We start from the raw sequence: 12,232 nt of genomic DNA, 5'->3' as shown, positions 1-12,232 counted from the left end.
AGGATTGCACCATCATCTAGGACCCGTAAACCGGATATGAGCGCAGATCAAGAGCAAGCACAGGAAAATGATGGCATGAACCTCAACGGCGTGAAGATCATGCTGATCGACGACAGCCGAACGATTCGTCGCTCAGCCGAGACGATGCTCAACCGTGAAGGTTGCGAAGTCATCACGGCCAACGACGGCTTCGAAGCCCTGGCCATGATCCACAAGCACGAGCCGGATCTGATCTTCGTCGACATCATGATGCCGCGCCTGGACGGCTACCAGACCTGCGCCATCATCAAGAACAACGCGCGCTTCCGCAACGTCCCCGTGGTCATGCTGACCAGCAAGGACGGCCTGTTCGACAAGGCTCGCGGCCGAATCGTCGGCTCCGACCAGTACCTGACCAAGCCGTTCACCAGGGACGAGCTGCTTGCGGCCGTGCGCGACCAGATCAACCCCGCCGAGTCTGCCTGAACGAGGTTGACGCGGCACCAGCGATTCACGAGGGACCATGCAAGGGGAGCACAGCAACGAATCGAGTTCGACCGGAGGCCTGCTGCTTGGCCTGCTGGCGGACTATGAAGAGCGTAGTCTGGGCCATGACGTCGGCGAAGCCAGTCGTCAGCAGCAGATCAGCAACTGGGACGGGGTGGTCTTCCGCCTTGGCGACCATTACCTGACCTGTCGAATCGACCAGATCGAAGAAATCATCGCCTTCCCCCCCTTCTATCCGGTACCGGGCACCAAGGAATGGTTGCTCGGCCTGGCCAATGTCCGCGGCAACCTCGCCCCCGTTTCGGACCTGGGCTGGTACCTGTTCGGCACCCGAACGCCGGTCACCGCTCGGACTCGTCTCATCCTGACCAAGATCCAGGGCAGATTGGCCGGGCTGGTGGTGGACGAGGTGTTCGGCCAGCGCCATTTCCACACCGACGATCTCGAGGCAGATGACGGCTGGGACGACACTGCATTGAAAGGCCTGGTCAGTCAGAACTTCCCGACCAGCGAACACGATTGGGGGGTCTTCAAGGTGGAAGAGTTGCAGCGACGCGTCGACTTCATGGACGGATCGCGAGAACACTAGGAACTTGAAGTACGAAGGTTCGGTTCGCGCCGAACGGTATAGGGGTGCGACCCGGCATCGGTTCAGCGATGTGGCAGGGCCGCTTTAGACCGGAAATCATGGCAATTTGCCATCCAGAACGCATGTCCACGTTGTTTTCCAGTAGAGAAGCAACCAGGGGCCAAGGAATTCGAATGAGTACACATGAGGTGAAGGCATGAGTAGTGTTGTCTCGCAATCAACCGAGCAGAAACTGTCGCCCGCGCAGGCACTGCTGTTCGTGCTGCTGGTCGCCCTTCTGGGCCTGGTGGCAGTCAACTTCTATCTGCTCAACCAGCGCAACCAGCAACAGAACGAGTATCTGGCGCTGACCACGGACATCCAGGTGCGAGCTCAGCAGCTGGCGAAGGCCGCTGGTGAATCTGCTGTCGGTAACCTCGACGCCTTCGATGAACTGCGGACCACTCGAAACACGATCGATCGAGCCATTACCGTTCTACGTGAGGGCAATGAGGCGACCGGACTGCCGGCGTCGCCCGACAGCGTCAACGACGAGCTGGCCACGCTGGAAGACACCTGGAACGAGATCGATGGCTTTACCAGCCAGATCATCGATCGTACGGACCTCGTGCTCGAACTCGCCGACAGCTCGGTGGCCTTCTCCGAGAACATCCCGCAACTCCAGGCCCTGTCGGATGACGTCGTACGAGCCATGATCGAGACCGGTGCGCCGCCGGTACAGATCTACGTCGGCGGCCGACAGCTGGTACTGGCCGACCGAATGCTGCGCCGCGTCGGCGACATTCTCGCCGGCGGCACCGGCGCCATCACGGCGGCCGATGCCTTCCGGGCCGACTCCGCCCTGTTCGGTCGCGTGCTGCAGGGGCTGATCGAAGGCGACAGCGAGCTGAACCTCGGCGCTTCGCGCAATCCGCGAGTCCTGGACGCACTGGCCGCCGTCCGGCCGGTGTTCGAGGAGATTCGCCTCGACGTCGACACGATCCTGACCGCCTCCACGGACCTGTTCGAAGTGCGCGAAGCCGCCGACCAGATCTTCCTCGACGCGGCCGACCTGACCGATGAAGCACGCGCCCTGTCCACCGGTTACAACAACCTGGGCGAAGGGCAGATCTGGCCCTCCCTGCTGGCCGGCCTGGTGCTCGCCGGCGGCGCCCTGTTCATCCTGTTCCTGATCGGTTTCGGCGCGTATCTGGCCCAGCGCAAGCGAGCCCGTGCCACCGCCGACGTCAACCAGCGTAACCAGGACGCCATTCTCCGCCTCCTCGACGAAATGAGCTCCCTCGCTGACGGGGACCTGACCGTACAGGCCACCGTGACCGAGGACGTGACGGGCGCCATCGCCGACTCGGTCAACTACGCGGTGGAAGCACTTCGCGACCTCGTCGCCGGTGTCAACAACACGGCCCAGCAGGTGGCCGCACAGGCCCAGGAAACCCGGGCCACGACCATGCAGCTGGCCGAGGCCTCGGAGCACCAGGCTCGCGAGATTCGCGAAGCCACCGACACGATCAACGAAATGGCGCAGAGCTTCGACGACATGGCCAAGCGCTCGAGTGAGTCGGCAGACGTCGCCCAGAACTCGGTCGAAATCGCCAACCGCGGCGCCGACATGGTGCGCCAGACGATTTCCGGCATGGACAATATTCGCGACCAGATTCAGGAAACCTCCAAGCGAATCAAGCGTCTGGGTGAATCGTCCCAGGAGATTGGAGACATCGTCGAACTGATTAACGGCATTTCGGAACAGACGAACGTCCTCGCACTCAACGCCGCCATTCAGGCCGCATCGGCCGGTGGCGCCGGTCGAGGCTTCGCGGTCGTTGCCGACGAAGTCCAGCGCCTTGCAGAACGTGCCACGAACGCCACACGCCGAATCGAAGCGCTGGTCCAGACCATTCAGGCCGATACGGCCGAGGCGGTCAACTCCATGGAACAGACGACCTCGCAGGTGGTTTCCGGTGCTCGACTGGCCGAGGATGCCGGTGAGGCCCTCGAATCGATCGAAACGGTCTCGAACGACCTGGCCGGCCTGATTCAGAACATTTCGCGGCAGGCGCAGGACGAATCCCGCAATGCAACCAAGATCGCTCAGCTGATGAACAGCATTCGAGACATCTCGGTGCAGACCACGGAAGGTACCGGGCAGACCGCCAAGTCGGTGGCCAACCTTGCCGAGCTGGTCCGCGATCTGCGCGATTCGGTGTCTGACTTCACCCTGCCGGAAGATGACGCCTGAGGCACCGTGCATTCAAGCAACCTCAAGCACGGTTTCACGGATTCTGACAGAGAGGTCAGTGACGCATGCGTGGTCATGAAATCAAACGGCGCGCCGGAAGGCCGACATGAGTAGCGCGCACATCAGCAATCAATCCCTGCAGTGGACTCGTCCGCTGCTGGATGAGCTATTCGACGATGTCCGGCAGGCCGTTGAACGCTTCGGTGACGAAGACCGGGAACGCCAGGAAGGTGATCTCGATCAAGCCATCGAGGCCTGCGACAAGGTGGCCGGCTCACTGGCCGTGATGGAATTCCAGAGCGGCCAGATGATCGCCGAGGCGATGGGCCTGGCGCTGGAAGCGCTGAAGAAGGGCAAATCCAAGGACGAAGGTGAAACGATCACCCGAATCCTCGAAGCAACGGCGATTCTGCCGGACTATCTGGATTACCTGGAAAGCACCCAGAACGACACCCCGGTCGTGGTGCTGCCGACCATCAACGATCTCCGTTCATCGGCCAAGCAATCGCCGATCGACGAAGCCCTGTTCTTCCGCCCCGACGTCGATCAGGTGTCGCTGCCCGAGGCCGCCAACGAGGCCAGCCTGGCCGAACTGCGGCGGGACTATCAGCACGCCCTGCGCGGCTTTCTGGTCAACCACCAGGATGCCGAAGCGATCGACACCCTGGCGCAGCTGGCGCTCAAGATTCGCGACTCCGGCCAGGTCCCCGAGGCCATGCGCCGCGTGGGTTGGGCTGCCGCCGCCCTCTGCGAAGCATTGAAGGCCCAGCAGATCAGCGGGGGACCGAACATCACTCGCCTGTTCGCGCGCACCGACGTGACGCTGAAGGAACTGGCTGATAACGCCGACAGCGAAGAAGCTCTGACGAAGGCCGACGACCTGTGTCGCGGCTTCCTGTTCCAGATCGCCCTGGCAAAGGCCGAGGCGCCGATGGCGCAAGAGGTCTATCAGGCCTTCGAGCTCGATCAACACGCGCCCGACCAGCTGGCGCAAGCCAAGGTCTTTCTCGCCGGACGCAATCGCGCCCTGTTCTCCGCGGTCACCAAGGCGGCCCGGGAAGACCTGGCCAAGATCAAGGACGCGTTGGGCTCGCAGCTCGAGCGCGACTCCGACCCCGAGATTCTCAATCAACAGACCGCCCTGCTCGATTCGGTCGGTGAAAGCCTGGCCATGCTGGGGCTGGATCACCTGGCCACCCGAGTCAAGGCACAGGCCAGCAAGCTGGCAAACCTGGGTAACAATCCGGACGACCCCGCCCTGCTGATGGTCGCCCGCGAACTGCTGGTCGTCGAATCGCAGCTCGAAGAAAGCTTCGGACTGGCCGCCGACCTGGGCACGGCGGGCGAGGAAGAGCCTGCCGAAGGCGATGCCACCCTGCTGCCTCCGTCCGAGCAACGCCGGGTCGTCAAGCAGATGGTCAAGGAAGCGCTGGAAGATCTCGCGCACGCCAAGCACTTGCTGGACGCGATCAATCGGCAGAAGGCCGATGACAATGCGATCGACGAGGCCGGCAGCATCCTGGAGCGGATTTCCGGCGCGCTGCACATGGCCAATCTGGATCTGGCCGCGAACATGCTGACGGCGGCAGCCAAAGTGGCCGTCGATCATCTCGGCCCCGGCAAGGCGCCAGGAGATCCCGAAGCGCTGGACACCCTGGCCGAAACGCTGACGGTCACGGAGTTCTACCTCGAAAGCCTGACCACGAACGACGAGCGCGGCCATCGCTATCTGGCCTCGGCCAGGCAGCGGCTCGAGGCACTGGGCTACCTCGGCGAAACTGCCGAAGCCGCAGCCGAAACCGAAGTCGATGCGGAGGCAGAAGTCGAAGCGCCGACGCTGGAAGCCCCGGCCGAAGCATTGCCGGAGCACGATGAGGCGGCGACGGGCGAGGAAATCGAAGCCCCGGTCAGCGAGGAGATCGAAGCCGAACCCGCCTTCGAAGCCCCCGCGGAGGCGCCCGCCGATTCCGAACTGGCCGACTTCGATTTCGATGCATTCGAGGAGGAAGCCGAAGCCATCTCCGAGGCGGAGCCGGAAGCAGCCGAGCCGACGGAAGCCCCGATCAGCGCTCCCCCGGAGCCGCCGGCACCCCCGGTGGATGTGCCGGAGGAAACGAGTTCATCGGCTTTCGACGATTTCGATATCGTCGAGATCTTTCTCGAAGAATTCGACCAGGAACTGGAGTCACTGCGAGAAATCGTTCCGCAGTGGCAGGACAACCCCGCTGATGAAGAACACACGGTCACCATTCGGCGTGCATTCCACTCCCTGAAAGGGTCCGGCCGCATGGCCGGTGCAACCGAGATCGGGGAGTTTGCCTGGAACGTCGAAAACATGCTCAATCGAGTCATCGATGGGCAGCTCCGACCGGAACCGGCCATCACCGGCCTGGTCGCCGAAGCCGTCGAGGCGCTGCCGAGCATGCGTGCTCGCCTCAGCGGCGAAGGCGAAGCCAGCCTTGACGAAGCGGCCTGCGAAGCCATCGCGAATCGGGCCGGACTGGCAGCCGACGGCAAGCTGGATCAGATCGGCGCGGTAGAAGTCGAAGCCTCGGAACCCGAAGCGGCCCTGCCTCCGGAGCTCGAAGGCCTCGATCCGACCCTGATCGACCTGATGGTCAAGGAGCTGTCCGAAAATCTCGAATCGCTCGATCTCTGGCTGGCCGACATTGCGGAAACCGGGCATATGCCCAATATGGATGAAAGCCTGGTCCGGATCGTGCACACGATGAAGGGCACGATGCGCCTGGCCCCGATCGGTGACGAAACAGAAACGGCGCAGATCCTGGAGTCGTACCTCGAAGAACTGTCGCTGTGCAATGCGCAGCCCTCGCAAGCCGGCGTGGATGCCATCGAGCGCTGCGCCGAACTGATCCGCAACCGCCTGAAACGCCTGTGCGGAGAAGCCGTTGCCGATGAGATGTTCGACAGCTCTGAGCTTTCCGAACAGCTGCGCGAATTGCACAGCAGAGCGCATCGCGATCGGATCGGCGCCCAGGCACCGGATCGGCCCCAGGAAAGCGCCGAGGCGGCGGAGGAAGCCGCATTCAGCTCGGATGTCGAAGTGGAAGCGACCGACGATGACTTCGGCTTCTTCGAGATGGACGAAGAGGAGGTCTCGGCCGAGGCGGAGTCCAGCGATGAGCTGACGGCCGAAGTGCCGGAGTTCGAAGAAGCCGAGCCTGAAGCTGAAGCTGAAGCCGAAGCCGAAGCCGAAGCCGAAGCCGAGACGCAAGCCGAAGCCGAGACGCAAGCCGAGACGCAAGCCGAGGCGCAAGCCGAAGCCGAAGCCGAAGCCGAAGCCGAAGCCGAAGCCGAAGCCGAGACGCAAGCCGAAGCCGAAGCCGAAGCCGAAGCCGAAGCCGAAGCCGAAGCCGAAGCCGAAGCCGAAGCCGAAGCCGAAGCCGAAGCCGAAGCCGAAGCAGAGGCCGAAGCCGAAGCCGAAGCCGAAGCCGAAGCCGAAGCCGAAGCAGAAGCAGAAGCAGAAGCAGAAGCAGAAGCAGAAGCAGAAGCAGAAGCAGAAGCCGAAGCAGAAGCCGAAGCAGAAGCAGAAGCAGAGGCCGAAGCAGAGGCCGAAGAGGATCTGCCGGAATGGGCTCGTCGCATGCACGAAGAGCCCGAGTTCCAGGCGCCGGAGGAAGCCCACCCGGAGCCGGTGGCCGAGGTCGAGACGAGCGCCGGAAGCGCGGACACCAATCTGGTGACGATCGACTACTCGGAAGTCAACGACGACCTCCTCGATGCCTTCCTCGAAGAGGGTCAGGAACTGCTCGAGCATGCCGATGGCGTCCTCCAGAAGTGGCGCGAAGCGCCGGACGACAAGACTCTGGTCACGGCGCTGCAGCGCGATCTCCACACGATCAAGGGCTCGGCCCGAATGGTCGGCCTGAACCCGATCGGTCAGGTCGCCCACGTCATGGAAGAACTGCTCGAAGGCATCGCCTCCGGTCTGAAGGACGTGACGCGCGAACGCATCGATGCTCTGGAGACCGGCTGTGACCATCTCCACGTCATGATCGAAGCGGTGATCGAGCGACAGGCCGTACCGATGCGACCGCTCGAGGAGCTGTTCGCGGAGGAAGCCGAAGAGCTCGAGGACAAGGTCGAAGTCAAGGAAGTGACGCCGGCCGTGGAGCAAGCGGGTCCGACCGAAGAAGAAGGCCGTGCTCAGCGCGGCGAGAACCTGCGCGTTCCCTCGACGCTCATCGACGAGCTGGTCAACTACGCGGGCGAAATCTCGATCTTCCGCTCGCGACTGGAACAGCAGATCAGCGTTTTCCGCAACAACGTCGGGGAAGTCGACGAAACGGTCATCCGACTGCGTGATCAGCTGCGCAAGCTGGAAATCGAAACGGAAACCCAGATTCTCGCGCGTTACGAGCGGGAGCATGGGCCGGGCGAAGAGGACTTCGATCCGCTCGAGCTTGACCGCTACTCCACGATCCAGCAGCTGTCACGAGCCCTGGCGGAATCGGTCAATGACTTGACCAGCCTGACCGGCATCCTCGACGATGCCACCCGTCAGTCCGAAACCCTGCTGATGCAGCAGTCTCGCGTCAACACGGAACTGCAGGAAGGCCTGATGCAGGCCCGCATGGTGTCCTTCAACACCTTGCTACCCCGCTTCCGCCGCGTGATCCGTAACGCCGCCCGGGAAGTGGGCAAGAAGGCCCAGTTGCGGGTGGAAATGGCCGGCGAAGGTGAACTCGACCGGAACGTGATGGAACGCATCACGGCACCGCTGGAGCATCTGCTTCGCAACTCCATCAGCCACGGCATCGAGACGCCGGACCGCCGCAAGGCGGCCGGCAAGCCGGAAACCGGGACCATCAGCATCGACATTTCGCGCGAAGCCACCGAACTGGTGATGCGAATCGGCGATGATGGTGCGGGCATCAATCTGGAAGCCATCCGCAAGCGCGCCATCGAGCGCGGCCTGCTGGACGCCGGAGATCGGCCGGACGATACCACTCTGACCAACATGATCTTCCAGTCCGGCTTCTCGACGGCCGAGCAGGTCAGCGAGCTGGCGGGTCGCGGCATCGGCATGGACGTGGTCGCCAACGAAGTCCGCCAGATCGGCGGCAGCGTGACCGCCCAGTCCGAAACCGGCAAGGGCGCGATGTTCATCATCCGCATCCCCCTGTCCCTGACCGTGATGCAGGCGATCATGGTGCGCGCCTCGGATCGACAGTTCGCGATCCCCCTGCAGGCGGTTCGCGGGGTGACCCGCATCCTGGCCGACGAATGGTCACGGGCCATCGACAGCTCGGAGCCCATGCAGGAATACGCTGGCCAGAGCTATCCGCTGCTCGAACTGGAACCGCAGCTCGATTTCCCGCCCGAAGAAGTCGGCAGCGGGACCCTTTCGCTGCTCATGGTCGAGGCCGGTGATCAGCGCGCGGCCCTGCGTGTCAGCGAGCTGCTTGGCCATCGCGAGATCGTGATCAAGCCCGTCGGCCCTCAGATCAGTTCGATTCCGGGCATCCTCGGTGGCACGATCACGGGCGATGGCCAGGTCGTGCCGATCCTGGACATCGGGCCGCTGATCCGCCGCGCCTTTGCCCGTGACATTCTGCCGGGCCGCGGCGATATTCTCGAAGCCGAGCGCGCCCAGGAAGTCAAGCGGACGCCGCTGGTCATGGTCGTCGACGACTCGATCACGATGCGCCGCGTGACCTCTCGCGTACTCGAACATCGTGGCCTGGAGGTCATGACCGCTCGAGACGGCCTGGACGCCGTCGAAAGCATGTTCGAACGCGTGCCGGACCTGATCCTGCTCGATATCGAGATGCCGCGTATGGACGGTTACGAGTTGGCTACCCATGTCCGCAACGATCCGCGACTCAAGGCGGTGCCGATGATGATGATCACCTCGCGAAGCGGCGAGAAGCACCGCCAGCGCGCCCGAGAGATCGGCGTCAACGACTATCTGGCCAAGCCCTATCAGGAAGCGGATCTGGTCAAGCACGTCTTCGAGCTGTTGAACATCACCGCGCCGGAAGGATAAGTAAATCATGGCCGAGACCGAAATCCGAAGCGTGATGGTGCCGATCAGCGGCGCCCACATTCTGGTTCCCAACGCGACCGTCGCCGAGGTCGTTGGATACTCTGATCCACAGCCGGTGCCGGATGCGCCTGAATGGCTGCTGGGGACCTTTCTGTGGCGCGGCTGGCAAGTGCCCCTGATCAGCTTTGCCGCCCTTACCGAAACGGCCGAAACCGAGCGCACGAACGGCGCGCGCTTCTGCATCACCAAGACACTGATTCAGAACGAGCGCATGCCCTATGTGGCGATCCTGGCCCAGGGCTTTCCTCGCCTGACCACCATTACCGAGGACAACCTCACGGAAGTCCCGATGGACAGCAAGCCGATTGCTGTGGCTGGAAAGGTGATCGTGGAGAGCACGGAAGCCCTGGTCCCCGATCTGGACCGCCTCGGCCACCTGGTCGCGCACGCTGCCTTCGGCGCCCTGCCCTTGACCAGCTGAAGCGATGCCGCCTTCGGAGCATCAAAAAGCCCGCTCTCGAGCGGGCTTTCTGCTTTCCGGGGCTGGGTGGCGACCGCCCCGAGGTCTGCACCGCTCAAGCCTTGAGCAGCTTCTCCAGGTAGTGGATATTGGTTCCGCCTTCGATGAAGCCCGAATCCCGGATCAGACGCTGGTGCAACGGGATGTTACTGACGATGCCGCGCAGGACCATCTCATCGAGCGCGACACGCATGCGGGCAATCGCCGCTTCCCGACTCTCGCCATGGGCGATCAGCTTGCCGATCATCGAATCGTAATTGGGCGGAATCCGGTAGCCATCGTAGATGTGTGAATCGACCCGGATGCCGGGCCCGCCCGGCGCATGAAAGGCTTCCACGGTACCGGGCTGGGGAATGAATTTCTCCGGGTCTTCGGCGTTGATACGACACTCGATGGAATGGCCCGTGATGACCACGTCGGACTGGTCGAAGGGCAGCGGCTCGCCGGCGGCGGCCAGGATCTGCGCCCGGATCAGATCCAGCCCGGTGATGCATTCGGTCACCGGATGCTCGACCTGAATCCGCGTGTTCATCTCGATGAAGTAGAACTCGCCATTCTCGTAGAGAAATTCGAAGGTTCCAGCACCCAGATACCCGATCCGCCGGCAGGCATCGGTACAGATCCTGCCGATGCGTTCCCGCTCTTCGGCCGTGATGCCGGGGGCGGGCGCCTCTTCGATCACTTTCTGGTGGCGGCGCTGCATGGAGCAGTCGCGTTCGCCGAGGTGAACCGCGTTGCCATGGCTGTCTGCCAGCACCTGAATTTCGATGTGACGAGGATTGGTCAGGTACTTTTCCATGTAGACCGTATCGTCACCGAAACCACTCTTGGCTTCCTGGCGGGTCAGATTGATCGACTTGATCAGGTCCTCGGGCTGTTCGACGACGCGCATGCCGCGACCGCCACCGCCCGCGGCGGCCTTGATCAACACGGGAAAGCCGATCTCCGCTGCCAGGCGCGCCGACCGCCGTTCATCGTTGTCCAGCGGGCCGTTCGAACCAGGAACGCAGGGCACGCCGGCCTGACGCATCGCGTTGATGGCCGAAACCTTGTCCCCCATCAAGCGGATCGTCTCCGCGCGCGGCCCGATGAAGGTGAAGCCGGACTCTTCCACGCGCTCGGCGAAGTCGGCATTTTCGGCCAGGAATCCGTAGCCGGGATGCACGGCCTCGGCATCGGTGACCTCCATGGCGGCGATGATGGCCGGCACATTGAGGTAGCTCTGGCCTGCCGGTGCCGGTCCGATGCACACCGATTCGTCGGCCATGCCGACGTGCTTGAGGTTGCGGTCAACGGTGGAATGCACCGCCACCGTGCGGATGTTCATCGCCTGACAGGCGCGCATCACACGCAGGGCGATTTCGCCCCGGTTGGCGATCAGAACCTTCTTGAACGGAGCCATATCAACCCCGCTTGATCACGAACAGGGGCTCGTCGAACTCCACCGGCTGACCATCCTCGACGAGGATCTTGACGACCTTGCCGGAGAACTCGGCCTCGATCTGGTTGAACATCTTCATCGCTTCGACCAGGCAGAGCGTGTCCCCGGCGCTGACCGTGCCGCCTTCCTTGACGAAGGGGTCGGAATCCGGATTCGGTGCCGAGTAGAAGGTGCCGACCATGGGCGAACGAACGACATCGCCGTCCGGCAGATCCGCGGTGTCCGCACCGGCATCTGCCGTCGCAGCCGGGGCTGCAGCGGGCGCGGCAGCAGCGGGAGCCGGTGCCGGCGCGGCAGGCGGCAACTGCCAGGTCTGGCTGGCGGCCGGCTGAGGATGCGAACGAATCAGGCGAACCGATTCCTCACCCTCGTGAATCTCGATCTCGGCCAGCTCTGACTCCTCGAGCAGCTCGATCAGCTTCTTAATCTTTCTCAAGTCCATGATGAATCCACTACCCCGTGGTGTCGATCCGGTTGACGACGGCCTGCAGCGCCAGCAGATAGGAATCCGCTCCGAATCCGCAGATCTTGCCCACGGCCAGGTCGGAAAAATAGCTGTGCTGACGGAACGCTTCGCGCCGCTCCGGATTGCTTAGATGAATTTCGATGAAGGGCAGGTCCACGGCTGCCAGCGCATCACGAATGGCCACCGAAGTGTGCGTGAACGCAGCCGGATTGATCAGAATCCAATCGGTGCCATCCTCCGCCGCGCGCTGGATTCGCTCGACCAGCTCGTGCTCGGCGTTGGACTGGAAGCAGCTCAACTCCACACCGGCATTGGCCGCGAACCGTGCCAGGCTGGCATTGATCTCGTCCAGCGTGGCCGTGCCGTAGATTTCCGGCTCCCGACGACCCAGCAGGTTCAGATTCGGTCCGTGCAGCACCAGAATGGCAGTCATGATGGACAGGCCCTCTCAAAGACGGGCAGTGTGCCCCATCAGGGCGCCAAT

General features: G+C 63.0%; 8 protein-coding genes. 5 read left to right on the top strand and 3 right to left on the bottom strand.

Annotated elements, in window-relative coordinates:
- Positions 1-75 precede the first annotated feature (75 nt).
- The 5 genes from WM2015_RS01835 to WM2015_RS01815 all read left to right on the top strand — a co-directional run bounded on the left by WM2015_RS01835 (position 76) and on the right by WM2015_RS01815 (position 9,802).
- Positions 76-465, top strand: coding sequence for a response regulator (locus WM2015_RS01835; RefSeq protein WP_049724438.1), 390 nt, complete (start codon positions 76-78; stop codon positions 463-465).
- A gap of 37 nt (positions 466-502) precedes the next feature.
- Positions 503-1,075, top strand: a complete 573-nt coding sequence (locus WM2015_RS01830; protein WP_049724437.1) for a chemotaxis protein CheW — start codon at positions 503-505, stop codon at positions 1,073-1,075.
- A 196-nt stretch (positions 1,076-1,271) separates the two neighbouring features.
- A complete protein-coding gene (locus WM2015_RS01825; RefSeq protein WP_049724436.1) occupies positions 1,272-3,311 on the top strand; it encodes a methyl-accepting chemotaxis protein in 2,040 nt (679 codons plus the stop codon).
- Positions 3,312-3,417: 106 nt separating this feature from the next.
- On the top strand, positions 3,418-9,321 hold the full coding sequence (locus WM2015_RS16010; RefSeq protein ID WP_049724435.1) for a hybrid sensor histidine kinase/response regulator: 5,904 nt from the start codon (positions 3,418-3,420) through the stop codon (positions 9,319-9,321).
- A 7-nt stretch (positions 9,322-9,328) separates the two neighbouring features.
- Positions 9,329-9,802 carry a chemotaxis protein CheW gene (locus tag WM2015_RS01815; RefSeq protein WP_049724434.1) on the top strand — a complete coding sequence of 158 codons (474 nt, stop codon included), beginning with the start codon at positions 9,329-9,331 and terminating at the stop codon, positions 9,800-9,802.
- Between the two features lie 94 nt (positions 9,803-9,896).
- Here the strand turns inward: WM2015_RS01815 and accC are convergent, their stop codons facing one another.
- From accC to aroQ, 3 genes are read right to left on the bottom strand one after another with little or no spacing between them, the layout of a single operon-like run.
- Complete coding sequence (gene accC, locus WM2015_RS01810) at positions 9,897-11,243, bottom strand: acetyl-CoA carboxylase biotin carboxylase subunit (protein WP_049724433.1); 1,347 nt, start codon at positions 11,241-11,243, stop codon at positions 9,897-9,899.
- Between the two features lies 1 nt (position 11,244).
- Positions 11,245-11,724: an acetyl-CoA carboxylase biotin carboxyl carrier protein gene (gene accB / locus WM2015_RS01805; protein ID WP_049724432.1), complete on the bottom strand. Its 480-nt coding sequence runs from the start codon at positions 11,722-11,724 to the stop codon at positions 11,245-11,247.
- Between the two features lie 10 nt (positions 11,725-11,734).
- Positions 11,735-12,181: a type II 3-dehydroquinate dehydratase gene (aroQ, locus tag WM2015_RS01800; protein ID WP_049724431.1), complete on the bottom strand. Its 447-nt coding sequence runs from the start codon at positions 12,179-12,181 to the stop codon at positions 11,735-11,737.
- Positions 12,182-12,232 lie beyond the last annotated feature (51 nt).

It is taken from the genome of Wenzhouxiangella marina, from assembly GCF_001187785.1.
Lineage (GTDB): Bacteria > Pseudomonadota > Gammaproteobacteria > Xanthomonadales > Wenzhouxiangellaceae > Wenzhouxiangella > Wenzhouxiangella marina.
This window is presented reverse-complemented; position numbering and strand designations above follow the sequence as displayed.

Coding starts and splice junctions, on each gene's coding strand:
- WM2015_RS01835 (WP_049724438.1), top strand. CDS start 76: ATGAACCTCAACGGCGTGAAGATCATGCTGATCGACGACAGCCGAACG.
- WM2015_RS01830 (WP_049724437.1), top strand. CDS start 503: ATGCAAGGGGAGCACAGCAACGAATCGAGTTCGACCGGAGGCCTGCTG.
- WM2015_RS01825 (WP_049724436.1), top strand. CDS start 1,272: ATGAGTAGTGTTGTCTCGCAATCAACCGAGCAGAAACTGTCGCCCGCG.
- WM2015_RS16010 (WP_049724435.1), top strand. CDS start 3,418: ATGAGTAGCGCGCACATCAGCAATCAATCCCTGCAGTGGACTCGTCCG.
- WM2015_RS01815 (WP_049724434.1), top strand. CDS start 9,329: ATGGCCGAGACCGAAATCCGAAGCGTGATGGTGCCGATCAGCGGCGCC.
- accC (WP_049724433.1), bottom strand. CDS start 11,243: ATGGCTCCGTTCAAGAAGGTTCTGATCGCCAACCGGGGCGAAATCGCC.
- accB (WP_049724432.1), bottom strand. CDS start 11,724: ATGGACTTGAGAAAGATTAAGAAGCTGATCGAGCTGCTCGAGGAGTCA.
- aroQ (WP_049724431.1), bottom strand. CDS start 12,181: ATGACTGCCATTCTGGTGCTGCACGGACCGAATCTGAACCTGCTGGGT.